The organism is Nonomuraea sp. NPDC049709 (assembly GCF_040674815.1).
In the GTDB taxonomy this organism is placed as follows: Bacteria; Actinomycetota; Actinomycetes; order Streptosporangiales; family Streptosporangiaceae; genus Nonomuraea.
Genome location: NZ_JBFANM010000030.1, coordinates 52043 through 77532 on the forward strand (window position 1 = coordinate 52043; position 25490 = coordinate 77532).

General features: G+C 71.9%; 29 protein-coding genes. 19 read left to right on the forward strand and 10 right to left on the reverse strand.

Features of this window, described 5'->3' with window-relative positions; genetic code table 11:
• Positions 1-141: 141 nt before the first annotated feature.
• Together AB0J69_RS28620 and AB0J69_RS28625 are read left to right on the forward strand one after the other, a co-directional pair.
• Positions 142-1917, forward strand: coding sequence for an FAD-dependent monooxygenase (locus AB0J69_RS28620; RefSeq protein WP_364123211.1), 1776 nt, complete (start codon positions 142-144; stop codon positions 1915-1917).
• A complete protein-coding gene (locus AB0J69_RS28625) occupies positions 1914-2621 on the forward strand; it encodes an N-acyl homoserine lactonase family protein (protein ID WP_364123213.1) in 708 nt (235 codons plus the stop codon). Before AB0J69_RS28620 ends, AB0J69_RS28625 begins: the two co-directional genes overlap by 4 nt.
• A gap of 70 nt (positions 2622-2691) precedes the next feature.
• Here AB0J69_RS28625 and AB0J69_RS28630 read toward each other — a convergent pair whose 3' ends face one another.
• From AB0J69_RS28630 to AB0J69_RS28645, 4 genes are all read right to left on the reverse strand, one after another.
• Positions 2692-3360 carry a hypothetical protein gene (locus tag AB0J69_RS28630; RefSeq protein ID WP_364123215.1) on the reverse strand — a complete coding sequence of 223 codons (669 nt, stop codon included), beginning with the start codon at positions 3358-3360 and terminating at the stop codon, positions 2692-2694.
• Between the two features lie 141 nt (positions 3361-3501).
• Positions 3502-4509 (reverse strand): beta-ketoacyl-ACP synthase 3, encoded by a 1008-nt coding sequence (locus tag AB0J69_RS28635; protein WP_364123217.1) that lies wholly within the window; start codon positions 4507-4509, stop codon positions 3502-3504.
• Between the two features lie 8 nt (positions 4510-4517).
• The gene (locus AB0J69_RS28640) at positions 4518-5750 is read right to left on the reverse strand and encodes a cytochrome P450 (RefSeq protein ID WP_364123219.1); all 1233 of its coding nucleotides are present in this window, start codon (positions 5748-5750) and stop codon (positions 4518-4520) included.
• Positions 5751-5999: 249 nt separating this feature from the next.
• The gene (locus tag AB0J69_RS28645) at positions 6000-6776 is read right to left on the reverse strand and encodes an AfsR/SARP family transcriptional regulator (protein WP_364123221.1); all 777 of its coding nucleotides are present in this window, start codon (positions 6774-6776) and stop codon (positions 6000-6002) included.
• 769 nt (positions 6777-7545) lie between these two features.
• Between AB0J69_RS28645 and AB0J69_RS28650 the strand changes: the two genes are divergently transcribed.
• A complete protein-coding gene (locus tag AB0J69_RS28650; protein WP_364123223.1) occupies positions 7546-8244 on the forward strand; it encodes a PEP/pyruvate-binding domain-containing protein in 699 nt (232 codons plus the stop codon).
• An 85-nt stretch (positions 8245-8329) separates the two neighbouring features.
• Here the strand turns inward: AB0J69_RS28650 and AB0J69_RS28655 are convergent, their stop codons facing one another.
• The 5 genes from AB0J69_RS28655 to AB0J69_RS28675 form a co-directional block, all read right to left on the reverse strand.
• Positions 8330-9799 carry an oligopeptide:H+ symporter gene (locus AB0J69_RS28655; RefSeq protein ID WP_364123225.1) on the reverse strand — a complete coding sequence of 490 codons (1470 nt, stop codon included), beginning with the start codon at positions 9797-9799 and terminating at the stop codon, positions 8330-8332.
• Positions 9796-10674 (reverse strand): NAD(P)-dependent oxidoreductase, encoded by an 879-nt coding sequence (locus AB0J69_RS28660; RefSeq protein ID WP_364123227.1) that lies wholly within the window; start codon positions 10672-10674, stop codon positions 9796-9798. The genes AB0J69_RS28655 and AB0J69_RS28660 overlap by 4 nt, the downstream gene beginning before the upstream one ends.
• Entirely contained in the window at positions 10671-11081 is a 411-nt protein-coding gene (locus tag AB0J69_RS28665; protein WP_364123229.1) for a SchA/CurD-like domain-containing protein, read from the reverse strand. Before AB0J69_RS28665 ends, AB0J69_RS28660 begins: the two co-directional genes overlap by 4 nt.
• A 21-nt stretch (positions 11082-11102) precedes the next feature.
• Positions 11103-11840, reverse strand: coding sequence for an SDR family NAD(P)-dependent oxidoreductase (locus tag AB0J69_RS28670; RefSeq protein ID WP_364123230.1), 738 nt, complete (start codon positions 11838-11840; stop codon positions 11103-11105).
• Between the two features lie 90 nt (positions 11841-11930).
• Positions 11931-12386, reverse strand: a complete 456-nt coding sequence (locus AB0J69_RS28675; RefSeq protein WP_364123232.1) for a DUF1772 domain-containing protein — start codon at positions 12384-12386, stop codon at positions 11931-11933.
• A 264-nt stretch (positions 12387-12650) separates the two neighbouring features.
• On the opposite strand from AB0J69_RS28675, the gene AB0J69_RS28680 reads away from it, so the two are divergent.
• The 14 genes from AB0J69_RS28680 to AB0J69_RS28745 are packed head-to-tail and all read left to right on the forward strand — an operon-like array spanning position 12651 to position 22519.
• Positions 12651-12971 (forward strand): TcmI family type II polyketide cyclase, encoded by a 321-nt coding sequence (locus AB0J69_RS28680; RefSeq protein ID WP_364123234.1) that lies wholly within the window; start codon positions 12651-12653, stop codon positions 12969-12971.
• A gap of 4 nt (positions 12972-12975) precedes the next feature.
• Positions 12976-13422 carry a cupin domain-containing protein gene (locus AB0J69_RS28685; RefSeq protein ID WP_364123236.1) on the forward strand — a complete coding sequence of 149 codons (447 nt, stop codon included), beginning with the start codon at positions 12976-12978 and terminating at the stop codon, positions 13420-13422.
• Positions 13419-14690, forward strand: a complete 1272-nt coding sequence (locus tag AB0J69_RS28690) for a beta-ketoacyl-[acyl-carrier-protein] synthase family protein (RefSeq protein WP_364123238.1) — start codon at positions 13419-13421, stop codon at positions 14688-14690. The genes AB0J69_RS28685 and AB0J69_RS28690 overlap by 4 nt, the downstream gene beginning before the upstream one ends.
• On the forward strand, positions 14687-15889 hold the full coding sequence (locus tag AB0J69_RS28695) for a ketosynthase chain-length factor (RefSeq protein WP_364123239.1): 1203 nt from the start codon (positions 14687-14689) through the stop codon (positions 15887-15889). The genes AB0J69_RS28690 and AB0J69_RS28695 overlap by 4 nt, the downstream gene beginning before the upstream one ends.
• 35 nt (positions 15890-15924) lie before the next feature.
• Positions 15925-16173, forward strand: a complete 249-nt coding sequence (locus AB0J69_RS28700) for an acyl carrier protein (protein ID WP_364123241.1) — start codon at positions 15925-15927, stop codon at positions 16171-16173.
• 1 nt (position 16174) lies between these two features.
• Positions 16175-16657, forward strand: a complete 483-nt coding sequence (locus AB0J69_RS28705; protein WP_364123243.1) for an SRPBCC family protein — start codon at positions 16175-16177, stop codon at positions 16655-16657.
• A gap of 29 nt (positions 16658-16686) precedes the next feature.
• Complete coding sequence (locus AB0J69_RS28710; protein ID WP_364123245.1) at positions 16687-17145, forward strand: DUF1772 domain-containing protein; 459 nt, start codon at positions 16687-16689, stop codon at positions 17143-17145.
• Positions 17146-17155: 10 nt separating this feature from the next.
• Positions 17156-17908, forward strand: coding sequence for an SDR family NAD(P)-dependent oxidoreductase (locus AB0J69_RS28715; RefSeq protein WP_364123247.1), 753 nt, complete (start codon positions 17156-17158; stop codon positions 17906-17908).
• 2 nt (positions 17909-17910) lie between these two features.
• Positions 17911-18237: an antibiotic biosynthesis monooxygenase family protein gene (locus AB0J69_RS28720; RefSeq protein ID WP_364123249.1), complete on the forward strand. Its 327-nt coding sequence runs from the start codon at positions 17911-17913 to the stop codon at positions 18235-18237.
• Positions 18238-18251: 14 nt separating this feature from the next.
• Positions 18252-18542 (forward strand): antibiotic biosynthesis monooxygenase, encoded by a 291-nt coding sequence (locus AB0J69_RS28725; protein ID WP_364123251.1) that lies wholly within the window; start codon positions 18252-18254, stop codon positions 18540-18542.
• 22 nt (positions 18543-18564) lie between these two features.
• Complete coding sequence (locus tag AB0J69_RS28730; RefSeq protein WP_364123253.1) at positions 18565-18912, forward strand: DUF6059 family protein; 348 nt, start codon at positions 18565-18567, stop codon at positions 18910-18912.
• Positions 18909-20582 carry an acetyl-CoA carboxylase carboxyltransferase subunit alpha gene (locus tag AB0J69_RS28735; RefSeq protein WP_364123255.1) on the forward strand — a complete coding sequence of 558 codons (1674 nt, stop codon included), beginning with the start codon at positions 18909-18911 and terminating at the stop codon, positions 20580-20582. Before AB0J69_RS28730 ends, AB0J69_RS28735 begins: the two co-directional genes overlap by 4 nt.
• Before the next feature lie 17 nt (positions 20583-20599).
• Positions 20600-21115, forward strand: a complete 516-nt coding sequence (gene accB, locus AB0J69_RS28740) for an acetyl-CoA carboxylase biotin carboxyl carrier protein (protein WP_364123257.1) — start codon at positions 20600-20602, stop codon at positions 21113-21115.
• A gap of 24 nt (positions 21116-21139) precedes the next feature.
• Positions 21140-22519 carry an acetyl-CoA carboxylase biotin carboxylase subunit gene (locus AB0J69_RS28745; RefSeq protein WP_364123259.1) on the forward strand — a complete coding sequence of 460 codons (1380 nt, stop codon included), beginning with the start codon at positions 21140-21142 and terminating at the stop codon, positions 22517-22519.
• Positions 22520-22573: 54 nt separating this feature from the next.
• Here the strand turns inward: AB0J69_RS28745 and AB0J69_RS28750 are convergent, their stop codons facing one another.
• Positions 22574-23002 carry an SCP2 sterol-binding domain-containing protein gene (locus tag AB0J69_RS28750; protein WP_364123261.1) on the reverse strand — a complete coding sequence of 143 codons (429 nt, stop codon included), beginning with the start codon at positions 23000-23002 and terminating at the stop codon, positions 22574-22576.
• A 181-nt stretch (positions 23003-23183) separates the two neighbouring features.
• On the opposite strand from AB0J69_RS28750, the gene AB0J69_RS28755 reads away from it, so the two are divergent.
• Positions 23184-24575 (forward strand): FAD-binding oxidoreductase, encoded by a 1392-nt coding sequence (locus AB0J69_RS28755; RefSeq protein ID WP_364123263.1) that lies wholly within the window; start codon positions 23184-23186, stop codon positions 24573-24575.
• A complete protein-coding gene (locus AB0J69_RS28760) occupies positions 24572-25465 on the forward strand; it encodes an SDR family NAD(P)-dependent oxidoreductase (RefSeq protein WP_364123265.1) in 894 nt (297 codons plus the stop codon). The genes AB0J69_RS28755 and AB0J69_RS28760 overlap by 4 nt, the downstream gene beginning before the upstream one ends.
• Positions 25466-25490 lie beyond the last annotated feature (25 nt).

Here is a 25490-nt window from a genome sequence, read left to right on the forward strand (position 1 = left end):
TTCCAGGTTCGCCTTGGACGACCGCTAGAGACGCGCTCGTGGCCGCCAAGAAGGTCACTGGTGGGCCGTCTCCGTGCGCTGGACGCCGGGAAACGCGCTAACTAGCCTGGCCAGCAGGGAATTCTTGTGATGGAGGCGAAATTGCTGGGATTGCGAAAAGAAAAAACCCCGGTCCTGGTCGTCGGCGGTGGTGTCGCGGGCATTTCCACGGCCGCTTTTCTGGCCGCGTACGGGCTGGCTTCGGTGCTGATCGAGCGGCGGCCGGGCACCTCGACCCACCCGCGGGCGCGCGGCGTCAACGCGCGCACGATGGAGCTGCTGGCCGCCCTCGGCGTCGACGACCGGGTACGCGCCGCCGACTCCGCCCGGGCGCTGGCCGCCAACAGCGGCATCAGGGCGATGGAGACGCTGGCCGGCCAGGAGTACGGCGAGATGCACGCCCCCTACTTCGTCGATCCCCTTGTCAGCCTGGAGCACATCAGCCCGGCCGGCTGGTGCTTGTGCGACCAGGACGAGCTGGAGCCGATCCTGCTGGAGCGGGCCGTCGAGCTCGGCGCCGACGCCCGCTTCGGCACGGCCCTCGAGCATTGGACGCCATCTCAGGACGGCGACGGCGTGCGCGCGGTCGTGCGCGAGGCGGCCACGGACGAGGTCTACGAGATCGAGGCCGATTACCTGGTGGCTGCCGACGGCGGCGGGAGCCGGGTGCGGCAGGCGCTCGGCATCGGCCGTACCGGGGCGGGCACGCTCGCCCACTACCTCAACATCCACTTCCACGCCGACCTGCGCGAGGCGCTGGGGGAGCGCCGGTTCATCCTGTCCTACGTCGTGAACTCGCACCTCATGGGCGCGCTCGTGCCGGTCGACAACGCGGTCAACTGGCTCCTGCACGTCATGTACGACCCGGAGAGCGGGCAGAGCCCCGACGACTTCCCCGAGGAGCGGTGCGCCGAGCTCGTACGGGCCGCCGCGGGGCTGCCCGGCCTGGACGTGAAGATCAAGAGCGTGCTGCCGTGGGAGGCGGCCGGGCTGACCGCGGACTCCTACCGGCGAGACCGGGTCTTCCTCGTCGGCGACGCCGCGCACGTCATGCCCCCCTCGGGGGCCCTCGGCTCCAACACCGGCATCCAGGACGCCCAGAACCTGGCGTGGAAGCTCGCCATGGTGGCACGCGGCCAGGCCGGGCCCGGCCTGCTGGACAGCTACGAGGCCGAGCGGCGGCCGGTGGCGGTGGCGACGGTGGAGCAGGCGGTGCTCCGGTCGAAGGACCGGCCGGCGATGATGGGCGAGGAGTCGGAGGCCGCCGAAGGGATCGAGCCCGATCACACGGTCCACTTCCGCCAGCTCTACCGTTCATCGGCCGTGTCGGACGCCACGGCCGTCACTCAGCCCCACCAACCCGCCACCGCCAGCACCGCCACCGCCAGCACCGCCACCGCCATCACTGCCACCGCCATCACTGCCACCGCGGGTGCCGCTGCCGGCCGGGTTGGCGGGGCTTTCGCGGGGGCCGAGGAGCACCGCTCGCCGTGGGCCGAGGACTGCGACGGGCGGCCCGGGACGCGGGCGCCGCACGCGCGGGTGTCCCTGGCGGGGCGGCGGATCTCGACGATCGACCTGTTCGGCCGGTCATGGACCATGGTCACCGGCTCGGCCGGGCCCTGGGCGCCCGCCATGGCGCCGGTCGCGGCCCGGCTCGGGCTGGAGGTGCCGGTGTACCGCCTGGGCGTCGAGCTGACCGATCCCGACGACCGGTGCGCCGCCGTGTACGGGGGCGCGGGCACCGCCACGCTCGTCCGCCCGGACGGTTTCGTGGCCTGGCGGAGCGACCGTCCTTCACCCGATCCCGAGGCGGCGCTGGAGACCGCCCTGCGCGCCCTGCTGGACCGGCCACGAGCCGCGGGGGAACGACGATGACCGCGATGCGCCTGTACCTGCTGCGGCTCGGCACGATCCGCGGCATCGAGGCTCCCGTGCCGGGCTACCTGATCCGGCTCCACGACGGCAGGAACGTCCTGGTCGACACCGGCTACCGGGCGGCCCCGGCGGGCGGCGACGTCCCGATCGAGGTGAGGCCGGAGGACGACGTCGTCGCCAGGCTCGCCGAGCTGGGCCTGACCCCGGCGGACATCCACGTGGTGATCTGCACGCACCTCGACCCCGACCACGCCGGCAACCACGACAAGTTCCCCGCCGCCGAGTTCGTCGTCCAGCGCGCGCATCTGGAGGCCGCCCGCTCCGGGCGGATCGAGCGGCTGGTGGAGGCGCGCAAGCACTGGGACCTGCCCGGCCTGCGTTACCGGCAGGTCGAGGGCGACGTCCGGCTGCTGCCGGGGATCGAGCTGATCGAGTCGGGCGGCCACGTGCCGGGCCACCAGTCGGTGCTCGTACGCCTCCCGGAGACGGGCGCCGTGCTCCTGGCCGGCGACGCCATCCCCATGGGCATCGCCACCGACCCCGACGAGCGCCCGATCCTCCCGTTCGACCTGGACGAGGCCGAGACCCGGGCGAGCACCCGCAAGCTGGCCACCCTCGCGGCCCGCGAGGACGCCCTGGTGATCTACGGCCACGACCCGATGCAGTGGGCCGGCCTCCCCGTCTCGCCGGATTGCTACCCCTGACTCGGCCTGTCAGAAAGCACGGCAAGAGAAATTCCCGGCCCCTTTCCAATGGGGCCGGGAATTTGTCATGCTACTTGTCGCGGGTGCAGTCGGCGATGATGATCCGCTGCCATTTCCCGTCGAGCTTGAAGAGCATGTCGTCGGTGAATCTGTCGGGCCCGAGCCTGGTGAAGATCTCCCGGAACGGGATGGGCGGGCTGTTCTGGAGGAAGAGCTCGCCGTCGGTGAGGTCCAGCACGTTGCCCTTCCACCCGGCGCCGAACTGCAGCGCCCTGATACCCGTGCTGTCGAAGTGATTGGTCACCACCCGCTTGTTAGTGGTGTCGTACCCCCAGACCCCCTTGAACGCGACCGGGTTCTCCACCTGCGGCCCGGGCTGCTCCTGGCTGTTCCACACGAACCACCGGCCGCTCAGCTCATAGGCGCCCGTGGCCTTCAGCGTGCTGGTGTACGGCTTGCCCATGGGCGGGGTGTTCTCGGACTTGCAGGTCCAGCTGCCCGCGAACCACTCGAACTGCTTGAGGTTCTTGTCGGTGGTCGTGTTCGCGGCACCGTTGCGCGGCGGCTCCTGCGCCGCGGTGGCCGGCGCCTGGGCGGGGGCCGCCTGGGCCGGGGCCGCCGCCTGGGCAGGAGGCTGCGCGGCGGTGGACGACTGCGCCGCGCCGGCGCAACCGGTCAGCGGAATCGCCACGATGAGGGCCGTGGACCTGACGACGGCCCGCTGGTTTTTCGTCAACATTGGACTCCTCTTCTCCGCCCGGCCATTTCACAGCCGACAGGAATGCGTGATGCGGTGGGCTTCTGACAAAGACGTTAACTTTCCGACATAGGCGGCAGGTCGTCGCCCGCTAGAGCGCAGATCCGGGGCCGTCGAAATGATTCACGGCAATTCCACGACCTGCGCCGCGTAAACCAGTCCCGAGCCGAATCCGATGAGCAGCGCGAGGTCGCCGCTGCGGACCGCGTTCGTGCTCAGCAGCGCGTCCATGGCCAGCGGGATGGAGGCGGCGGAGGTGTTGCCGCTCCGCTCGATGTCGTACGCGACCGTGATGTCCTCGCCGAGGCCGAGCCCCTCGGCGATGGCGTCGGTGATGAGCTTGTTCGCCTGGTGCGGGATGAACGCGTCGAGATCGGCGGGTGTGAGGCCGGCCCGCTCGATGGCCCGCGCGGCGATCGGGATGAGCTCGGCGGTCGCCCAGCGATAGACGCGCCAGCCCGACATCGTCAGGACCGGCCACTTGAGGTCCGGCTGCCGCTGCAGCTCGGGCACCCAGAAGCCGCTCATGCCGACGGCACCGGCGCGCGAGCCGTCCGAGCCCCACACCACGGGGCCGATGCCCGGCCGGTCCGAAGGCCCCACCACGACCGCCCCGGCGCCGTCGGCGAACAGGAAGGCGGTGCTGGGGTCCTCGTGGTCGAGGATGTCGGACACCCGCTCGGCACCGATCATCAGCACGTACTCGGCGCTGCCGGCCCGTACCATGTCGCTGGCGAGGGCCAGCGCGTACGAGAAGCCCGCGCAGGCGGCGGAGACGTCGAACGCGGCGGCCCGCCCGGCGCCGATCCGGTGGGCCACCTCCGAGGCCAGCGACGGCATCTGGGTGAGGTGCGTCGTGGTCGCGGTCAGCACGCAGCCGACCCGCGCCGGATCGACCCCGGCCGCGGCCAGCGCCTTCTCCGCGGCGGCGGCGGACATCATGGGCAGCGACTCGCCGGGCCCGGCGAAGCGGCGCTCCCTGACGCCGGAGCGGGACTCGATCCACTTCTCCGTACGGCCCACGCGCTCGGCGATCTCCGCGTTCGTGACGACGCTCGCGGGCCGGTAGACGCCCAGCCCGAGTATGCGGCTGCCGGTGACCCGCCCGGCGGCGGGGAGCTCGATGGTCATCGCTCGTCTCACTCCTCGGTTTCCCCGCGCTGCCAGGTCACCGGCATCGCGGACAGAGTTCGGATCATCGTGTTGGGGTTCCAGGTCAGCTCCTCCACCGGCACGGCGAGGCTCAGCCCGGGCAGGCGACGCACCAGCGAGCCGATGGCCAGGCGCATCTCCAGCCGGGCGAGGTTCGCGCCGAGACAGTGGTGGAAGCCGTGGCCGAAGGCGACGTGGGAGACGTCGCCGCGGCCGAAGGGCCGGTCGAGGACCAGGCTGTCGGGGTCGGCGAAGGCGCAGCCGTCCCGGTTGGCGGAGGTGGTCGAGGGGATGACGGCCTCACCCTGGCGGATCGTCACGCCTCCCAGCTCGACGTCCTCGGTGGCGACCCGGATCGTCCCGCCGCTGACGGCGCCCGGGGTGAAGCGCAGCAGCTCCTCGACCGCCGTCGTGATCAGCTGCGGGCGCTCACGCAGGCGGGCCAGCTCGTCCGGGCGGAGGAGCAGGACCAGCGTGCCGTTGATGAGGGCGGCGGCCACGGTGTGGTAGCCGGCCGTCAGCAGCGTCGCCCCGAAGGTGAGCAGCTCCTCGTACGTCAGGCGCTCGCCGTCGTGGTCGGAGGCGAGCACGCTCAGCACGTCCCCGCGGAACTCGTGCCGCTTGGCCGCCACCAGAGAGGCCAGGTAGTCGTGCAGCGTGGCCCTGGCCGCGACGAGCCTGTCGGCGTCGGCCGGCACCAGGCTTAGCGCGATGTCGGCCGACTGCCTGAACCGCTCCCGGTCCTCCTCCGGCACGCCGAGGATCTCGCAGATCACCGCCATGGCGAGCGGCACCGCGAACCCCTGCGCCAGGTCGCCGGGGGCGCCCTTGGCCACCAGCTCGTCGAGCAGCGCGTCGGTCAGCTCCTGGATGCGCGGTCGCATGGCGGCGATCCGGCGCGCGGTGAACGCGTACGCGACGAGGGACCTGAGCCGGGTGTGCTCGGGCGGGTCGAGCGAGAGGATCGAGGTCGAGTCGGGCGGCACGGGCCGCAGCCGCGGCGCCCCGGGCCTGGCCGCCGCGGCCCTGCTGAAACGGTGGTCCGACAGCACCTGGCGGACCTCGTGGTAGCCGGTGACCAGCCACGCGTGGTCGCCGGTGGGCAGCTCCACCAGCGCCACGGGCTCCTCCTGGCGGAGCTGCGCGAACTCGGGGGGTGGATCGGTCAGCGCGGCTCCCCGGAACGGGAACTGGTATCTCGGTGTCGCCTTACTGGGCACGGGCGGCCTCCCATCGCCGGATCGCCGTACGGGCGGGTCCATGGTCGCGAGGAGACGTCGAGCCCCGATCGAGAGCCGTTAGGACCCCCACCGCCGCCACCTCCCGCACTGGGGTGTGAAGGAGCAGGGCGCGAAGAAGACGGGATGCGAGGAGGGCGGGACGGGCGAAGGAACCGGGTGGGAAAACGAGAGGCGCACCCGTTGCCACGGGTGCGCCTCGGTGGAAACGCCTCAGGGTTCTGCCGGCCATTACGTCCGCATGAGGACGTCTGCAGCAGACCCTTCGAGGATCACCTGCTGCGCATGACGCAGCTCGGCCGAGGGTTCAAGGCCGATCTCGGCGCGGATCACCTTCCGCAGGCGTTGGTAGACGTCGAGCGCGTCGGCCCGCCGGCCCGAGCGGTGGAGCGAGACCATCAGCTGCAGGTGGTACCACTCGTGCAGGGGATGAGCCGCGGCGAGTGCCCGCAGTTCGCCAACCAGCTGGCGATGTTTGCCCAGGCGCATATCGGCCTCGATACGCAACTCGAGCGCGGACAGGTGGCTCTCCTCCAGCCAGGCCAGATGTGCGGCGAGACGCGGCCCCGGCTCGACGTCGGCCAGTGCGCGCTCCCGCCACAGCGCGAGAGCCTGGTGCAGCAGCCGGCTGGCGGTCCGGGCGTCGTCGAGGGCGAGTGCCGCCTGTCCTTCCTCCACGAGCTTCTCGAACAGCGTCGCGTCGAGATGGTCCGGATCCAGCCGGATCATGTAACCCGGTGGCCGGGTCACCAGCAGTTCGCAGTCGTCCGCCGAGGGGCCGTAGCTCAGGATTTTCCTGAGCTGGTAGACGTATGTCTGCAGGGTGGCCACCGCGCTGCGGGGCAGTTTGCCCCGCCACAATTCCTCTAGCAAAATCTCGGTGGGGACGACCCGATTGGGCTGGACGAGCAGCAGCGAAAGGACTTCACGGAGCTTCGGTGCGGTCGGGGTGCAATCTCCTTCTCCATTGCTCACCTCTAGCGTGCCTAGGATGCCGAATCGCAGCATGGCTGCTCCCTAATCTGATGATGTTGCGTTGCTGCCTGACTTGCCAGCCCCTTATTGCCGCTGTGACCTCGCTCGGAGCCAGTATCGTCCAGCCGTGTTCGAGTGTCACTACTCGTTTGTCTATATCTCTGCACATGAATGGCTGGGGAAGCGCACGAGGCGTTCTCGAACGCATCTGGACCTTTCATGACCTGCGACTCTCACCCATTAGGCAAGGTCGCTGTTAACATTCTGATGTTGATCAACTGATTTGGTCAGGACGAAAGTCAGGACGTTTCGGTGGCCCGAATGGGGCGATCACGGCCGTAATCGCAGCTCGCGACCCGTGCTCCGGATCACCGTGTCGCCGCCGCTACTCTCCGTGCCGGAGTCGTCCAAAGGGAGTAGGCCGGCGCCGGGCTACTCCCCCGGTCGTACCCGGCGTCGCTGCGCGCCGAGTATTCGACGGAATCCCAGAATGGGTAGGCTTAATTCAGGCTCTTCACCGAGCCGTGCGTCCTGTCGTCGAGTAAGGAGCCAGATAAATCCAGTCACGTATCCGGTGATGAACCGCGGCTCCGATGATGAACGCCGGCGCTGCCCGTTCATCGTGATTTACGCTCGTGGAGATGAAGCTCACGTGGGTGACGAGGGTACTTCCGGCTTCCGCCGGGACTTTCAGCTCTATTGGTCTCAGGAGCCGCAGAGCCGCAGCGTCGAACTCGTCGGGGAGAAAGCGGCGTACCTGAGCCGGCTCGGCCATGCCTTCGGAGTCCCCCGGGGATTCAGCGTGACCGCGCTGTCGTACCTTGACCTGCCCGCGCCGGACCGTGACGCGGTGCTGAGCGCCGCCGCGGCGGCCTACTGGGAGCTGAGCCGGCCCGAACAGGGTGACGGCCTCGCGGTCGCGGTACGGCCCTCTCCGCCCCCCGGCATGACGCGCATGCGGCCGCAGGCCTTCCTCAACATCCGCGGGCACGAGGCGCTGTCCTCCGCCGTGACGGAGCTGCTCGCATGGCCGATGCCGTCCCGCGGCTGGGCGCCCGGCCTGCCCGTGCACGCCATCGGCGGCCTCGGCAGGAGGGCCGTGCTGATCCAGGACCTGGTGGCCGCGGAGAGCTTCGCCCGGGTGTACCCCGCCGACACCGCCCGCGCGGACAGCGACATCATCGTGCGCGCGACGTGGGGGCTGGGGGAGAACCTGGCCAAGGAGTGCGAGCCGGCCGACGTCTTCGTCTTCGACACGGGCCTGCGGCTGCTCAGCCGTCAGGTGGCGGTCAAGGAGCGGATGGTCACCCTGGCCGCGGGCGGCGTGACCGAGGTCGCCGTGCTGAACGGCATGCGGCTGCGGCCCTGCCTCAGCAACGCGCTGTCACGGCGCCTGGCCAGGCGGCTCCAGGCGGCGCAGCGGCTGCTCGGCCAGTCCGTACGCCTGGGCATGGCAGTGATAGGTGACGAGATCTCGACCGTGTCCTGCCGCCCCTCCTGAAGCCGGGCACACGCGAAAGTCCCCGGGTACACGCGAAAACCGCGGGTCCCGGGACCTTGCGATCCGGGACCCGCGGGTGAGGGGCTCAGCGCAGGCCGCGGTCGATCCTGCGGGCGCCGAGCGACACGGCCAGGCCGACGAGCAGGACGAGACCGCCCAGGCCCGCGAAGTACACCGGCTGCGGGATGACCGTGCTGATCCGGGCGAGCTGCCCGCCGAGCCCGACCCCGAGCGCCGCGAACAACCACCAGACCCCCATCATCTGGCTGACGTACGCCCGCGGCGCGGCCTGGGACAGCGCGCTCATCCCCGGAGGGGCCAGCGCGAGCTCCCCGGCCACCTGCAGCAGGTAGACCACCACCAGGAACGTCATCGACACCTTCGCGCCGCCCGCCGCGCCGAGCGCCGCGAACGCCATGACGACGAAGCTCGCCCCCATCATGAGCAGGCCGACCGCGAACTTCGCCGAGGTGCCGATGTGCTGCCCCTTGCGCACCCAGAACCAGGCGTACAGCGGCGCCAGCAGCAGGATGAAGCCGGGGTGCAGCGACTGGAACCAGCTCGCGGGCAATTCGAAGTCGAACAGCACCCGGTCGGTGCTGCGCTCGGCGAACAGGTTGAGCAGCGAGCCGCCCTGGTCGTACGGCATCCAGAACACGGCGGAGGCCAGCAGCAACCACAGGAACGCCTTCACCCGCCGCCGCTCCTCGGGCAGCAGCCCGCGATCGCGCATGATCGAGCGGTAGTAGAGGATCGGGACCACCACGACGGTGATCCCGACGAGCGCCAGGAGGTGCTCGACGGTGAAGGTGCCCGCCAGCACGTCCACGCCGAACAGCACGACGGCCGCGCCGCCGATCACGCCCGTCCTGACCAGCACCGGCCGCAGCTCCGCCGCGCTCATCGGCCGCGGCGGCCGCGCGCCGAGGTCGGCGAAGTGCCGCAGGCCCAGGACGTACTGGACGACCCCGAACGTCATGCCCACGCCGGCCGCGGCGAAGCCGAGGTGCCAGTCGACCCGCTCGCCGAGGAACCCGGTGACGAGCGGCGCCAGCAGGGCGCTGACCTGGATGCTCATGTAGAAGACCGACCAGGCCGCGTCCCGCTTGCCGGTGTCGTGCGGGTAGAGGTGGCTGACCATGGCGCCCATGCTGGGCTTGAGCAGCCCGGTGCCGGCCGCGATGAGCGTCAGTCCCGCGTAGACGAACGGCACGGACGGCACCGCCATCGCGTAGTGACCGGCGGCGATCGTGACCGCCCCCACGAGCACGGTGCGGCGGGGACCGAGCAGCCGGTCGGAGATCCAGCCGCCGGGCAGCGCGGCCAGGAAGACCGTGGACATGTAGAGCCCGAACAGGGCGGCCGCGGTGCCGATGGGCACGCCCAGGCCGCCGCGCTCGGCCGGGGCCACGAGGTAGAGGATGAGGATGGCGCGCATCCCGTAGAAGCTGAACCGCTCCCACATGTCCACCATGAACAGCGTGCCGAACCAGCGGGGCTGCCCGAACAGCCGCCCGGGCTCCGCCGGCCGGGTCGCCTCCACCGACGTGGTCATGTGACCACCTGGGTGATCATCTGGGGGTGCTCGACCAGGACGGCCGCGTCGGCCTCGCCGTCGCCCGCGCCGATCACCTGCTCGAACCGCTCGGCCGCCCGCCGGGTCACCGGCAGCGCCAGGCCGGCCCGCTCCGCCTCGTCGAGGGCGAAGCGCAGGTCCTTGGCCATCAGCCGGGTACGGAAGGCCGCGGGCACGTAGTCGCGCCGCTGCATGATGTCCGCGCGGAAACCCATGACCAGGGAGCTGAAGCCGCTCTCCTTGATCGCGGTCAGCAGTTCCCCGCGGTCCAGCCCGGCGCCGACGCCCAGGGCCACGGCCTCGGCGAGCGAGGCCACCTGCGCGCCGATCAGCAGGTTGAACGCCAGCTTCATGACGGCGGCCGAGCCTGTGTCGCCCACCCGGACGACCTGGTGGCCCAGCGACTCCAGCACGGGCTCCACGGCGTCGACGTCGGCCGGCGGGCCCGCGGCGAGCACGCGCAGCAGCCCCTCCCTGGCCTGGGCGGGATTGCCGAGCACGCACGCCTCCACCCGGCGCACGCCGGCCGCGGCGAGCCGCTCGGTGGCGGTCCGGGAGAAGGCCGGCGACAGGGTGGAGGTGTCGATCACGTAGGCGCCCGGCCGCAGCGCCGCCAGCGCGTCGCCGAGGACCACCCGCTCCACGGCGGCCTGGTCGGCCAGGCTCACCACGACGGCGTCGGCGCCGGCCACCGCCCCGGCGGGACTGGCGGCGATCACGCCGCCCGCCGCGGCGACGGGCGCCGCCTTCTCCGGCGTCCGGTTGTGGACGACCAGGTCGTGGCCGCAGTCGAGCAGCCGCAGCGCCATGCCCGCCCCCATGCCGCCGAGCCCCAGGAAGGCCAGGCGTTTCACGGCTGCCTCCGCAGCAGGTGCTCGGGGATGTCCTTGAGCATCTCGGTGGGCACGCCGAGCTGCTGGATGCAGCGCATGGTGCTGTTGCCGAAGTACTTCATGAAGCCCTCGACGGTCTCGGTGTCGCGCGGCTCGGCCAGGTACGGCTGGAGCCTGCGCTCCGCCTCGCGCACGCCCTCCTGCACGGCCATGTGCCTGGCGACGTCGTCGAGCCGGCCCTCGTACTGGATGACCCGGAACATCCGGTCGCCCGAGATGAACAGGCCGGTGGCGAGGATCACGCCGGTCTCCTCGCCCTCCTCGTCGTGCAGGATGGGCGAGTCGGCCCGCTGGAACTCGGCGAAGATCTGCGCGATCTCGTCCTCGTGCCCGGGCTTGATCTTGTAGGTGATCGCGGCGAAAGTCATGGGTTACCTCACTCCAAGGGTTCAGATACCGCCGTCGACGGCGATGGTGACGCCGTTGACGAACCGCGACAGGTCCGCGGCGAGGAACAGCACGGCGCCCGCCACGTCGTCCGGCTGAGCCAGGCGGCCGAGCGGGGTCAGGCCGGTGAAGCGCTGGAACAGCTCCTCGGGCAGCCCCGCGCCGGGTTCGGTCTCGACGATGCCGGGCGCGACGACGTTCACCCTGATCCGGCGCTCGCCCAGCTCCTTCACCAGCGAGCGGGTGAACCCGGCGAGCCCGGCCTTGGCCGCGCCGTAGTGGGCGCGCATGGCCACCCCGCGCTCGGCGGCGGCGCTGCCGATCATGATGACCGACGCGCCCTCGCCGAGCAGCGGCAGCATGGTCTGGGTGACCAGGAAGGCGGAGGTCAGGTCGGTGTCGAGGACCCGCCGCCACTCCTCGCCCTCCAGCACGGCGAGCGGGGCCATCGAGTCCACGCCGGCGTTGTTGACGACGACGTCGAGCCCGCCGTACACGGTGCGTACGTGGTCGGCGAGCGCCGCCACGTCGGCGGGCACGGTGACGTCGGCGCGCACCACGTGGTGGTCGCCGCCGAGCTGCTTGAGCTGCCTGCCGAGCTCGGCGGCGGACTCCTCGTCGGTGCGGTGGCAGGCGACCACGTTCGCGCCGGCGCCCGCCAGGGCCAGGGAGATGGCGCGTCCGACGCCGCGGGTGCCGCCGGTCACCAGGACCCTGCGGCTGTTCAGGTCGAGATTCACGAGTGCCTCCGTCTCAGGGGATGGCCGTCGAAGGGGTCCGGCACGTCACACGAGCACGACCGCGGTCGTGCCGCATGGGCGCGATCGTGGTCACACGAGCACGACGGCGGTCGCGTTGAGCGCGAAGGCCGCGCCCGCGAGCGCCGTCCGGACCAGGTGGTAACCGCGCCAGGTGGGCCGGGGATCGACCCATCCCGGCGGGATGGAGCTGCCCGGACCGAGCGCCTTGACGGCCCGGTTCAGGGGGACGTTCAGCAGGTGGGAGACCCCGGCGACGCCGAGCATCAGCACCGCGGCCGCCGCGTGCAGCACCGTGCGCGCCGGGTCGCCCGAGAGCGGCACCAGCGCCAGGCCGGCCAGCGTGGTCGTGATGACGATGATCGGCATGGTGGGGTCCCAGTTCCGGCCGAGGAGCTGGTGCGCCTCGACGTACCGGGGCACGGGCATCGCACCGAGGGCGGGGACCATGCTGATCGCCACGGCGAACATCACGCCCGCCGTCGTCCCGCTGCCCAGCAGGGCGAGCACGCTCAGGATCTCGTTCACGGGCGCACCGACCTTTCGCTCTCCGACGCGTACCGCGGGCCGCGCCGAAGACGCGCACCGCGGGCTGCTCGAAGGTGACACCGGCGGCTCGTGGGCGGCTCGGAGCTCGCTCGACGGAGTCGATCGGATGGCGGCCGGGAGTCGAGCGGTTCTCGATGAGCCCCCGAGGGGCCCTTGTCAGCATCCGTGCATTGGTCGCAGCCGGTCCATGAGACCCAGCCGCAGTAGACCCAGCTCAGTAAACCCTTAGACGGGGAGTCGCACATGCACAGAACGCTCATCGTGGCGCGTATGGACCCGGCCGATTCCGACGCGGTGGCCGAGATCTTCCGCGATTCCGACGCCACCGAACTCCCGGAGCTGATCGGCATCCGCGCCAGGTCGTTGTTCAGGTTCAACGGACTCTACTTCCACCTCACCGAGGCGGACGGCGATCCGACGGAGCGGCTCTACGCCCATCGGGAGCACCCGTTGTTCCAGGACGTCAACACCAGGCTCGCCAAGTACATGAGCCCGTACCTGCCGTCCTGGCGGGAGCCGAAGGACTCGATGGCCGAGCAGTTCTACCTGTGGGAAGGGAAGTGACCCGATGTCCACGTCGACGCCCAGGAAAGTGTCGTTGCGGGACGTACCGGTGGACCACCGGCGGGGCGGCCGGATCCAGCTGCTGCTCAGCCCGCGGTCGGCGGGCTCGACCTCCGGGTTCATGGGGGTGGGCGTGCTCCAGCCCGGCGAGTTCGTGATCGAGCACCACCACCCCTACTCGGAGGAGTTCATCTACGTCGTCAGCGGCACGCTGACCGCCCGGATCGACGGCGAGAGCCACGTCCAGCTGCGGGCCGACGACGGCCTGCTGATCCCCAAGGGGGTCAGGCACCGCTTCGAGAACAACGGCGAGGAGCCGGCGAAGGTGGTCTTCCACAACGGGCCCCTGGCGCCCCGCCCCGACCTCGGCCACGTCGACACCGAGCCGCTGCTGGAGGAGGGCCCGCCACCGAACGTCGGCGGGCCGGTGGCCGCGGGCGGGCCGTCATGAGACGTCGCCGGGCCGTCATCACCGGCATGTCGGTGATCGCCCCCGGCGGGGGCGACACCGCGGCCTTCTGGGACATGCTCTCCCACGGCCGCACGGCAACCAGGAGCATCTCCCTCTTCGACGCGACGGGGTTCAGGTGCCAGGTGGCCGCGGAGTGCGACTTCGACCCGGCCGCGCGGGGCCTGACCCCGCAGGAGGTCCGCCGCATGGACCGGGCCGCGCAGCTCGGCGTGGTCGCCGCGCGCGACGCCCTGGCCGACAGCGGGCTCGCCCTCGGCGAGCTGGACCCGGGCCGGGTGGCCGTCAGCATCGGCAACGCCGTCGGCAACACGACGATGATGGAGCAGGAGTACGTGGTCGTCAGCGACGGCGGCCGGCGCTGGCTGACCGACTGGTCGTACGCCGTCCCGCACAGCTACAACTTCATGGTCCCGAGCTCGATCGTCACCGAGATCGCCTGGGCGGCCGGCGCCGAGGGGCCGACGACCCTGATCTCGACCGGCTGCACGTCCGGCCTGGACGCGGTCGGGTACGCCCTGCAGCTCATCGAGGAGGGCACCGCGGACGTCGTCGTCACCGGTGCGGCCGAGGCCCCCGTCTCGCCGATCACCGTGGCCTGCTTCGACGCTCTGAAGGCCACCACGCCGCGCAACGACGACCCCGCCACCGCCTGCCGCCCCTTCGACAGGGAGCGCAACGGCATTGTCCTGGGCGAGGGCTCGGCCGTGTTCGTGCTGGAGGAGGCCGACCACGCCAGGCGCCGCGGCGCCAGGACGCGGGCCGCCATCGCCTCGTACGCCAGCCGGGCCAACGCCTTCCACATGACGGGCCTGAAGGAGGACGGCCGGGAGATGGCCGAGGCCATCCGGGTGGCGCTGCGCAACGCCGGCCTGACGCCCGGGGACGTGGACTACGTCAACGCCCACGGCTCGGGGACGAAGCAGAACGACCGGCACGAGACCGCCGCGGTGAAGGAGAGCCTGGGCGAGCGGGCGTACCAGGTGCCGATGAGCTCCATCAAGTCCATGATCGGCCACTCCCTGGGCGCGATCGGCGCCATCGAGATCGCCGCCAGCGTCCTGGCGATCGAGAACGACGTGGTCCCGCCCACGGCGAACCTGACGAACTTCGACGAGGAGTGCGACCTGGACTACGTGCCGGTCGAGGCGCGCGAGCACAGCACCGACGTGGTGCTCAGCATCGGCAGCGGCTTCGGCGGCTTCCAGACCGCGGTGACGATCACCGCTCCCCACAAGGTGGCGGCATGAGCGCGGCGGTGGTCACCGGCATCGGCGTGATGGCGCCCAACGGCCTCGGCACCGAGGACTACTGGGCGGCCACGCTGGCCGGCAAGAGCGGCATCGACGTGATCTCGGCCTACGACGTCTCCGGCTTCCCCGTACGGCTGGCCGGCGAGGTCAAGGGCTTCGACCCGGTGGAGCGCGTGCCCAAGCGGCTGCGCGCGCAGACCGACCACATGACCCACCTGGCGCTCGCCGCCACCGACGAGGCGCTGGCCGACGCCGGCGTCGACCCCGCCGAGCTGCCCGAGTACGCGATGTCGGTGATCACCGCGAACTCCTCGGGCGGCACCGTGTTCGGCCAGCGGGAGCTGCAGAAGCTGTGGGCCAAGGGCCCGCTGTACGTCGGCGCGTACATGTCGGTGGCCTGGTTCTACGCGGCCACCACCGGACAGCTGTCCATCCGGCACGGCATGCGCGGCCCCTGCGGCGTGATCGCGACCGAGCAGGCCGGCGGGCTCGACGCGATCGGCCACGCCCGCAGGCAGGTGCGTCTCGGCACCCGGCTGGTCGTCACCGGGGGCACCGACGCCTCGCTGTCCCCGGCGGGGCTCACCGCGCAGATCGCCACCCGGCTGCTCAGCCGCCGCGACGACCCCACCACGGCGTACGTGCCGTTCTCGGCCGAGGCCTGCGGCTACGTACCGGGGGAGGGCGGGGCGATCCTCATCGTCGAGGACGCCGCGACCGCGGCGCGCCGGCCGTACGGCCGGATCGCGGGCTACGCGGCCACGTTCGACCCGCCGCCGGGCTCGCCCAGGCCGCCCGCCCTGCGCAGGGCCATCGAGTCGGCGCTGGCCGACGCCATGGTGACGCCCGACGGTGTGGACGTGGTCCTCGCCGACGCCTACGGCGTGCCGGAGCTCGACGCGGCCGAGGCGGCCGCGCTGCGCGAGGTCTTCGGCCCGCGCCGGGTGCCGGTCACCGCCCCCAAGACCATGACGGGCCGCCTGTACGCGGGCGGCGCCGCACTGGACCTGGCCACGGCCCTGCTGGCGATCCGCGACCAGGTGATCCCCCCGACCGTCAACGTGGCGGAACCGCTGCCCGCCCACGACCTCGACCTCGTCTGCGGCGAGCCGCGGGAGGCCCGGCTGCGGACCGCCCTGGTGGTGGCCCGCGGCTACGGCGGGTTCAACGCCGCCGCGGTGGTCACCGCCGGCTGACCACGTAACGCACCGACACCATCTGGAGGAAAGAGATGAGCCTGCTCACCCTGGACCAGCTCAAGACGATCATGATCCAGGTCGACGCCGAGTCGGCGAAGGAGCTCGACGGCGAGATCCTCGACGTCGGGCTCGACCACCTGGGCTTCGACTCGCTGGCCGTGCTGGAGATCGCCACCCGCATCCAGCAGGCGCACCAGCTGCCGATCCCGGACGAGGCGATCGAGGAGATGACGACGCCCCGGAACATCCTCGACTACGTCAACCAGCGGCTGGCGGCCTGACATGCCCGGCAGGACCGACAACGAGATCGTGATCGCCGCGCCGGTCGACGTGGTCTGGGAGATGACCAACGACCTGGAGTCGTGGCCCACGCTGTTCAGCGAGTACGAGCGGGTGGACATCCTGGAGCGCGACGGCGACCGCGTGCGCTTCCGGCTGACCATGCACCCCGAGCCCGACGGCACGGTGTGGAGCTGGGTCTCCGAGCGCAGGACCGACCCGGTCACCCGCACCGTGCACGCCAAGCGCATCGAGACCGGGCCGCTCCTGGAGTTCATGCACCTCTTCTGGGAGTACCACGAGGTCGACGGCGGCACCCGGCTGCGCTGGATCCAGCAGTTCGAGATGAAGCCGAGCGCCCCGGTCGACAACGAGGGCGCCGCCCGGCACCTCAACGAGCAGACCCGCAACGAGATGCGGCACATCAAAGAGGTCATCGAACGGCAGGTCGCCGGCGCCCACGACCCGGCCGGCACCGCCGCCTGAGCCCGCCACGAGAAGGGGAGTGAGCGCAGATGATCGACGCCCTGGTGCCGCTGGCCCTGCTGGGCAGCGGCCTCGCGGCCGGAATCCTGTTGTCCACCGCGCTCGGGATCATTCCCCTGATGGAGACGTTCCCCGCGGACAGGTACGTGTACTCCCACCGCTATCTGTGGGGCCGCTACGACCCGTTCATGCCGATCTGCTTCGGCCTCACCGTAGTCGCCGACGTCGTGCTGGCAGCCACCGCGCCGGACCGGGTCGCGCAGGTCATGTTCGCTGTCACGGCCGTCACCCTCTGCTGCGTGATGGGCATCTCGATCGTCAAGCAGGTGCCCATCAACCGGTGGGTCAAGTCCATCGACCCCGAGTCGCTGCCCGAGGACTTCGAGCGCCTCGACCCGAGGTCGCGCTGGCGGAACTGGAACCTCCTGCGCACGGTCCTGTCGTGCGCGGGGTTCGCGCTCAACATCGCCGCCGCCTCCGTCCTGTGAAGGAGTCATCATGAGCCAGCAACTGTCAGGAAAGACGGTCCTCGTCACCGGGGGGAGCCGCGGGATCGGCCGCGAGATCACCCTCGGCGTGGCGCGGGCCGGAGCCAACGTCGTCTCCTGCTACCGGCAGGAGGGCGAGCACATCGAGCACCTCGCCGGCGAGCTCAAGAACATCCCCGGCGACCACCAGCTCGTCCGGGCCGACGTCACCGTCCCCGCCGAGGTCGAGCAGCTGGTGGCCGGGGTGCGCGACGGGTACGGCGCGCTGCACGGCATCGTGCACAACGCCGGCGTCATCAGCCACGTCCCCTTCGGGCAACTGCCGCTCGACGAGTGGCACCGGGTGGTGGACACCTCGCTGACCGCCGCCTACCTCGTCATCAACCGGGCCCTGCCGCTGCTGTCCGAGGGCAGCTCCGTGGTGGCGATCGGCTCCCGCGTGGCGACGGTGGGCATCCCGCTGCGCTCGCACTACACCGCGGCGAAGTCGGCCCTCATCGGCCTCGTCCGCGGGCTCACCAAGGAGCTCGGCCCGTCCGGCATCCGCGTCAACCTCGTCTCCCCCGGCATGATCGAGACCCCGGAGGCGGCGGCCAAGCTCTCCCCCGAGCAGCGCCGCGCGTACGAGGAGCGCTACGCCGACATCATCGCCATGGGCCGCTTCGGCCGCCCGCAGGACATCGCCGAGGCCGTGCTCTTCCTGCTCAGCGACCGGTCCGCCTACATCACGGGCGAGAACATCAACGTCGACGGAGGCATCTGACCATGACCGCGAACCCGTTCCGCGTGATGCTGCGCGCGGAGATCAAGCAGGGCATGGAGAAGGAGTTCGAGCAGGCCTGGCTGGCCATCGGCACCGGCGTCACCGGGCACCCCGCCAACCTCGGGCAGTGGCTCTACCACAGCGAGTCGGAGGAGCGGGTCTACTACATCGTCAGCGACTGGGTCGACGAGCCGAGCTTTCGCGAGTTCGAGCGCAGCGACCAGCACGTGGAGCACCGGATGAAGCTGCACCCGTACCGGTCGGGCGGCTCGATGACCATCATGAGCACCGTGTACAGCCTGATGGGCGGCCAGGCGGTGGCCCGGTGAAGGGACGCGCCAGGGTGATCGTCTACTTGGCCGTGCCCGAGGCGGGGCCCGGGGCGATCGAGGACGCCTACCACGAGATCAGCCGGCGGCTGGCCGACACGCCTGGCCTGCTGAAGAACGAGCTGTTGCGTTCCGCGCTGGACTCGACCGGCTTCGCCGTGCTGTCGGAGTGGGAGAGCATGGCCGACTTCAAGGCGTGGGAGGAAGGCGCGGCGCACCGCAACGCCACCTCCCCGCTGCGGCCCTTCCAGGACCGCAGCGGGGATCGGCACTACGGCATCTACGAGGTTGTGGCGGCGTACTGACCGCGTGGGGAGCGTGCGCACGATGAACGACCGGAATCAGGCCGGACGCCTGCTGCGGGCCGTGCTGCGCGGTCTCGGCCGGGCCCTGGTCGCCTGCGGCCGCTACCAGTGGGTGCTCCCGTTCCCCGTGACGTACCAGGACGAGCCGCACGGGGCCGGGACGCACCGGGACGGGGCCCCGCGTTCGGCGGGGCCCGACCGTGGGCCCGACCAGGCCCTGGACCAGGGCCCGGACCAGGGCCCCGCCGGCCCGCCGGCGACGCCGCCCGGCCATCCGGAACGGCTCACTCCCCTCACCCCGCCGAAGGCCGCCGAGCGCGCCCTGCGAGCGGAGCTCGAGAAGATCTTCATGACACGAGGAGAGTCATGACCGACCTGTCCACCGAGGAGGCCGCTACCGGCTGGTCGACCTGCCCGGCCTGCCGCGGCCTGATCTACAACCGGCGCCTGGAGTCGCGGCTCGGCGTGTGCCCGGACTGCGGGCACCACACGCGGCTGTCCGCGGACGAGCGGCTCCGGCAGCTCCTCGATCCCGGCTCGGCCGGGCCCATCCCCTGTGGCCCGGTGGCCGTGGATCCGCTGGAGTTCAGCGACGGCAAGCCGTACGCGTGGCGGCTGATGGACGGCCGGGCGCGGACCGGCATGGACGACGCCGTCCTGTGCGTGAGAGGGACGGTCGACGGCCGGCCCGTGGTCGTCGCCGCGATGGACTTCAGGTTCATGGGCGGCAGCCTCGGCGTCGCGGTGGGGGAGCGGATCGCGGGCGCGGCCGAGGTCGCGCTCCGCGAGCGCGTCCCGCTGCTCGTCGTGTCGTCCTCGGGCGGCGCCCGCATGCAGGAGGGGGCGCTGGCCCTCATGCAGATGGCCAAGACCAGCCAGGCGCTGGCCGCCCTCGACGAGGCGGGCGTGCTGACGCTGTCGCTGACCACCGACCCCACCTACGGGGGCGTCGCCGCCTCCTACGCCTCGCTCGGCGACGTGATCGTGGCCGAGCCGGGCGCGCGCATGGGCTTCGCGGGCCCCCGCGTCATCGAGCAGACCATCCGCCAGCAGCTGCCCGCGGGTTTCCAGACCGCGGAGTTCCTGCTGGAGCACGGGCTGATCGACGACGTCCAGCCGCGGGCCGCGCTGCGCGGGCTGCTGGCCAGGCTGCTGTCGATCCAGGACCGCGGCGGCGCCGACCGGCTGCCGGCGTACGAGGAGGAGGGCGCCACCGAGCTGATCGAGGACTTCTCGCGGCTGCCGGAGGTGCCGGCCTGGGACTGCGTACGGCTGGCCAGGGACGTGGGACGCCCCACGACCCTGGAGTACCTCAGCCACCTCCTCGACTGGTTCGTCGAGCTGCACGGCGACCGGATGGCGGGCGACTGCCCGGCCCTCGTGGGCGGCATCGGCGTCTTCGCCGGGCAGCCGGTCGTGGTCCTGGGCCACCAGAAGGGGCACACCACGCACGAGCTGGTCGCGCGCAACTTCGGCATGCCGAGCCCCGAGGGCTACCGCAAGGCCGCCAGGCTGATGCGGCTGGCCGCCAAGCTGGGCCTGCCGATCATCACGCTCATCGACACGCCCGGCGCCCACCCCGGCATGGAGGCCGAGGAACGCGGGCAGGCGGGCGCCATCGCGGAGAACCTGCGTCTCATGTCGGGCCTGCCGGTGCCGGTCGTGTCGGTCGTCATCGGCGAGGGCGGCAGCGGCGGCGCCCTCGCGCTCGGCGTCGCGAACCGGGTCCTGGCCTGCTCCAACGCCGTCTACTCGGTCATCAGCCCCGAAGGCTGCGCCTCGATCCTGTGGCACGACGCGGGGGCCGCCCCGGTCGCTGCGGAGGCGCTGCGGCTGCAGGCGCGGGAGCTGCTGCGCCTCGGGATCGTGGACGGGGTCGTCCCGGAGCCGGCGGGCGGCACGCAGGCCGGTCACGTCGAAGCGGCGGACTCCCTGCGTCACGCGCTGGCGGCGACGCTGAACGAGCTCATGCCCATGACGTCCCAGGAACTGATCCGGGACCGCCGGCGGCGCTTCCGGAATTTCGGGTCGAATCACTGAGTGAAGGTAGGAAAACCGTGGCCAAGAGGGAGAGACGGCCGGACGACGGTTCCGAGCTGGACGTGGTCCGGGCGAGCGCCATCGAGCTCATGAAGAACGCCTCGCCCCGGCTCAGGCGGATCAAGGTCCACTCCGGGGACGCCGACGTCGAGCTGGAGTGGGTGACCGACGAGCCCCGCCCGCCGGCTGCCCCGGTGGCCGGCCCCGTGGCCGGCACGTTCTCGGCCGGTGCCGTCACGGTCGCCGTCGAGGCGGCGGCCGTGGCGGCGCCGGTCGACGAGGACCTGCTCTTCATCCGCTCGCCGATCGTCGGCACCTTCTATCACGCGCCCGAGCCCGGCGCGAAGCCGTTCGTCGCGGCGGGCAGCCGGGTCGAGAAGGGCCAGCAGATAGGCATCGTCGAGGCGCTGAAGATGATGAACCCCATCGAGGCGGACTGCTCGGGAGAGGTCGTCGAGGTGCTGGTCGCCGACGCGACCCCGGTCGAGTTCGACGAGCGCCTCATCGCCGTCAGGCCGGTCGAGTCCACATGACGAACGTTCCGTGATAGGGAGCCCATGTTCAGCACCGTCCTCATAGCCAACCGAGGTGAGATCGCGCTGCGGGTCGCGCGGACGTGCCGGGAGCTCGGCATCCGCACCGTCGCGGTGCACTCCACCGCCGACCGCGACTCCGCGGTGACCCGGTTCGCCGACGAAGCCATCCAGATCGGCCCGCCCCAGCCCAAGGCGAGTTACCTGAACGTGCCCGCCATCCTGGAGGCCGCCCTGCGCACCGGGGCCGACGCCATCCACCCGGGGTACGGGTTCCTGTCGGAGGACCCCTACATCTCGGAGATCTGCGCCGGGAACGGCATCACGTTCATCGGGCCGCCGCCGGAGGTGATGGCCCGGCTGGCCGACAAGGCGGAGACCCGGGCCGTCATGGCGGCGGCCGGGCTGCCGGTCCTGCCGGGCAGCAACCAGACGATCGCCGACGGGATGGCCGCGGCCGAGCTCGCCGACGAGATCGGTTACCCGGTGATCATCAAGGCTGCGGCGGGCGGCGGGGGCAGGGGCATGCGGGTGATCCACGACCCGCGCGACTTCCGCTCCGCCTACCAGCGCACCCGGGCCGAGGCGCAGGCGGTCTTCGGCGACGGCCGGGTGTACGTCGAGAAATATCTGGAAAAAGCCCGGCACATCGAGGTGCAGGTGCTGTGCGACACGTACGGCAACGCCGTCCACCTCGGCGAGCGGGACTGCTCGGTGCAGCGCCGGCACCAGAAGCTGGTCGAGGAGACCCCCGGCCCCGGGCTGCCGCCCGGACTGAGCGGGCGCATGGGGGAGATGGCCGTCCGCGGCTGCCAGGCCGTCGGCTACGTGGGCGCGGGCACGTTCGAGTTCCTGGTGGACACCGACGGGTCCTTCTACCTGATGGAGATCAACTGCCGGATCCAGGTCGAGCACCCGGTCACCGAGATGGTCACCGGCATCGACATCGTGGCCGAGCAGCTCAGGGTGGCGGCCGGCGAGCCGCTGTCGATCCGGCAGGAGGACGTCCAGCCGCGCGGGGTCTCGATCGAGTGCCGGGTCATCACCGAGGACGCCGACCGCGGCTTCATCCCGACGCCGGGGCTGCTGGCGGAGTTCCAGCCGCCGGCGGGGCCGTTCGTCAGGGTGGACACGCACGCGCGGCCCGGCTTCCGGGTGACGCCCGACTACGACTCGCTGCTGGCCAAGGTCGTCGTCTGGGGCTCGGACCGGGAGCAGGCGATCGCCCGGATGGACCGGGCGCTGCAGGAGTTCACGGTGACCGGCAAGGGCGTGCGCACGACGATCGGGTTCCTGCGCCGCATCCTGGCCGACCCGCAGTTCAGGGCCGGCGAGCACACCACGTCGCTGGTCGACAGGATGCTGGCCGAGGCCGCCAGGAAGCGGGCCGAACCGGCCGCCTGAGCGGACGCGAAGAAGGCGCTCCCGGGCTCCGGGAGCGCCTTCTTCGTGCGGGTTCTAGAGAGTGGTGAACCAGTCACGCCACTTCATGGCGAAGAAGGTGTTGCCCGACACCTTCAGCTTGCCGGTCATGAACGCCTGCGGCCCCGCCAGCTTCCCCGTGGTCATCTTGAGGAAGTCGCCCAGGTCCACGCCGATCGTGACCTTGGGGGAGTCCAGCTGCCCCTGCCCGACCGCGCACGTGCCGTGGTCCACCGACACGTGGTAGAACTTCGGGCCCTCGGGCGTGGTGATCTCGTACTGGAAGGTGCCCTCGCCCTTGCGTGCCTTCTCCGCCCTGAAGCTCTCGGGCGTCAACTCGAAGACCAGGCCGAGCACGCCGTCGATGCCGCCGGGCTGCGCACCGATGTGGCTGAGCAGCTCGTCCTGCGGGCTGCCGTCGATGACGGGGCGCAGCTCCTCGAAACGGGTCCGTGCGTCGCTCATGAATCGCTCCTCCTTGGACGTGTCCTGCCCGCAGCGTCACAGCAGCGCCTAGGGGGCACCTAGAGGTCCGCTCGACGGGCCCGCGGGGGCCTCCAGGAGTTCTCGATCTGGCTCCTAATCCCGGTTGCGACGATGCCTGCACCCCGGAGCCGACGGGGGCCCACCGGATCGAAGGACGCTCATGGAGATCGCACAGGCCCTGCTCACGGGGTTCGGCAGGACGGCGCCCACCCGGGCGTCCGTCGCCCGGCCGCGCTCGGTGCACGAGGTGGCCGAGCTGCTCGCCGCCCCCGGGGCGCGCGGTGTCATCGCCCGCGGTCTCGGCAGCTCGTACGGCGACGCCGCCCAGTGCGCCGGCGGCCTGGTGATCGACTGCACCGGCCTGCCCCCGTTCATGAACCTGGACCGGAAGACGGGGCTGTGCGCGGCCGGCGGCGGCGTCACCCTGGACGCGCTGATGCGCGCCCTGCTGCCGCACGGCTGGTTCGTGCCGGTGACGCCCGGGACCCGCCGGGTCACCGTGGGCGGCGCGGTCGCGGCCGACGTGCACGGCAAGAACCACCACGTGGACGGCTCGATGGGCCACCACGTCAGAAGCCTCACCCTGGTGCTGCCGGGCGGCGAGGTCAGGACGGTCACGCCGGACTCCGACCCCGCACTGTTCTGGGCCACGGTCGGCGGGATGGGCCTGACCGGCGTGATCACGGAGGCGGTCGTCCAGTGCGTGCCGGTGGAGACCTCGTACGTGTGCGCCGACACCGAGCGGACCCGCGACCTCGACCACATGCTGGAGGTCATGGCGGCGACCGACGCCCACCACCGCTACTCGGTCGCCTGGATCGACCTCACCGCGCGGGGCCGCGCGACCGGCAGGGGAGTGCTCACCCGCGGCCGGCACGCGCGCCGCGACGAGCTGCCCCGGCGCGCGAGAAAGGACCCGCTGGCGTTCGCGCCGGGCCGCGGGCTGCGCGCCCCCGGCTGGGCGCCGCCCCGCCTGCTGAACCGGCTCACGGTCGGCGCCTTCAACGAGGCGTGGTACCGCAAGGCCCCCCGGCTGCGCCGGAACGAGATCCAGGGCATCGGCGCCTTCTTCCACCCGCTCGACGGCGTGCGCGGGTGGAACGCGCTGTACGGGCCGCGCGGTCTGGTGCAGTACCAGTTCGTCGTGCCGTTCGGCGCCGAGGAGGCGTTGCGCGAGGCCGTGGCCCGGCTGTCGGGTGCGGGCGTGGCGTCCTTCCTGGCCGTGCTGAAGCGGTTCGGCCCGGGGAATCCGGCGCCGATGTCGTTCCCGATGCCCGGCTGGACGCTCGCCCTGGACCTGCCGGCCGGCGACCCCCGGCTGGGCCGCCTGTTCGCCGGGCTCGACGAGCTGGTGGCCGGCGCGGGCGGGCGCGTCTATCTCGCCAAGGACTCGCGGATGCCGGCGTCGGTCCTGGCCCGGATGTACCCGCGGCTGCCCGAGTGGAACGCCGCGCGGCGGGCCGCCGACCCGGACGGCCTGCTCGTCTCGGACCTGGCGCGCCGCCTGGCGCTCTCCGGCCGAGGGACCGGACACGAAGGGGTGCTGTCATGAAGAACGCGCTCGGGACGGTCGCGACCGTGCTGCTGCTCGGCGGCCGCAGCGAGATCGGGCTGGCCATCACCGCCCGCCTGGTCCGCGACGGCGCCCGCCGGGTCGTCCTGGCGCAGCGCGACACCGACACTGCGCGGGCCGACACGGCGCGGGCCGACACGGCGCGGGCCGACACGGCGCGGGCCGACACTGCGCAGGGTGAAACGGCGCAGGCCGACACCGCGCAGGGCGACGCGGCGGGGGTCCACACGGCGCGGGCCGACGTGACGCAGGCTGTCGCGGCGCTGAAGGAGGCGGGCGCCGACGAGGTGCACACGATCCCCTTCGACGCCGCGGACCCGGGCGGGCACGCGGCCGTCTTCCGCGCCGCCCGGGAGCGGCTGGGCGACGTGGACGTGGTGGTGGCCGCCTTCGGCGTGCTGGGCGACCAGGCGGCGATCGAGCGCGACCCCCGCGCCGCCGCCCGGGCCGCGACGGTGAACTTCACCGGCCACGTCTCCACCGGCCTGCACGCCGCCGGCCTGCTGCGCGCCCAGGGCCACGGCACCCTGGTCGTCCTGTCCTCGGTGGCCGGCGTCCGGGTCCGCAGGTCGAACTTCGCGTACGGCGCCGCCAAGGCCGGGCTCGACGCGTTCGCCCACGGGCTGGCCGACGCGCTGGCCGGCAGCGGGGCCCGAGTCATGGTGGTACGCCCCGGCTTCGTACGCACCCGCATGACCGAGGGCCAACCCCCGGCGCCGTTCGCCACCACACCCGAGCAGGTCGCCGGTGCCGTGGCCGAGGGCCTGCGCCTGGACCGGCTCACGGTCTGGGTGCCGGCCCCGCTGAAAGTGCTCTTCGCAGGACTCCGCACGATCCCCCGGCCCCTCTGGCGGCGGCTCCCCCGGTAGGCGGGCCCACCCCCGAAATGAGGAG

Coding starts and splice junctions, on each gene's coding strand:
- AB0J69_RS28730 (WP_364123253.1), top strand. CDS start 18,565: ATGAACGACCGGAATCAGGCCGGACGCCTGCTGCGGGCCGTGCTGCGC.
- AB0J69_RS28715 (WP_364123247.1), top strand. CDS start 17,156: ATGAGCCAGCAACTGTCAGGAAAGACGGTCCTCGTCACCGGGGGGAGC.
- AB0J69_RS28690 (WP_364123238.1), top strand. CDS start 13,419: ATGAGACGTCGCCGGGCCGTCATCACCGGCATGTCGGTGATCGCCCCC.
- AB0J69_RS28685 (WP_364123236.1), top strand. CDS start 12,976: ATGTCCACGTCGACGCCCAGGAAAGTGTCGTTGCGGGACGTACCGGTG.
- AB0J69_RS28665 (WP_364123229.1), bottom strand. CDS start 11,081: ATGACTTTCGCCGCGATCACCTACAAGATCAAGCCCGGGCACGAGGAC.
- AB0J69_RS28700 (WP_364123241.1), top strand. CDS start 15,925: ATGAGCCTGCTCACCCTGGACCAGCTCAAGACGATCATGATCCAGGTC.
- AB0J69_RS28695 (WP_364123239.1), top strand. CDS start 14,687: ATGAGCGCGGCGGTGGTCACCGGCATCGGCGTGATGGCGCCCAACGGC.
- AB0J69_RS28655 (WP_364123225.1), bottom strand. CDS start 9,799: ATGACCACGTCGGTGGAGGCGACCCGGCCGGCGGAGCCCGGGCGGCTG.
- AB0J69_RS28710 (WP_364123245.1), top strand. CDS start 16,687: ATGATCGACGCCCTGGTGCCGCTGGCCCTGCTGGGCAGCGGCCTCGCG.
- AB0J69_RS28755 (WP_364123263.1), top strand. CDS start 23,184: ATGGAGATCGCACAGGCCCTGCTCACGGGGTTCGGCAGGACGGCGCCC.
- AB0J69_RS28720 (WP_364123249.1), top strand. CDS start 17,911: ATGACCGCGAACCCGTTCCGCGTGATGCTGCGCGCGGAGATCAAGCAG.
- AB0J69_RS28745 (WP_364123259.1), top strand. CDS start 21,140: ATGTTCAGCACCGTCCTCATAGCCAACCGAGGTGAGATCGCGCTGCGG.
- AB0J69_RS28750 (WP_364123261.1), bottom strand. CDS start 23,002: ATGAGCGACGCACGGACCCGTTTCGAGGAGCTGCGCCCCGTCATCGAC.
- AB0J69_RS28625 (WP_364123213.1), top strand. CDS start 1,914: ATGACCGCGATGCGCCTGTACCTGCTGCGGCTCGGCACGATCCGCGGC.
- AB0J69_RS28680 (WP_364123234.1), top strand. CDS start 12,651: ATGCACAGAACGCTCATCGTGGCGCGTATGGACCCGGCCGATTCCGAC.
- AB0J69_RS28760 (WP_364123265.1), top strand. CDS start 24,572: ATGAAGAACGCGCTCGGGACGGTCGCGACCGTGCTGCTGCTCGGCGGC.
- AB0J69_RS28645 (WP_364123221.1), bottom strand. CDS start 6,776: ATGCTGCGATTCGGCATCCTAGGCACGCTAGAGGTGAGCAATGGAGAA.
- AB0J69_RS28705 (WP_364123243.1), top strand. CDS start 16,175: ATGCCCGGCAGGACCGACAACGAGATCGTGATCGCCGCGCCGGTCGAC.
- AB0J69_RS28630 (WP_364123215.1), bottom strand. CDS start 3,360: ATGTTGACGAAAAACCAGCGGGCCGTCGTCAGGTCCACGGCCCTCATC.
- AB0J69_RS28635 (WP_364123217.1), bottom strand. CDS start 4,509: ATGACCATCGAGCTCCCCGCCGCCGGGCGGGTCACCGGCAGCCGCATA.
- AB0J69_RS28735 (WP_364123255.1), top strand. CDS start 18,909: ATGACCGACCTGTCCACCGAGGAGGCCGCTACCGGCTGGTCGACCTGC.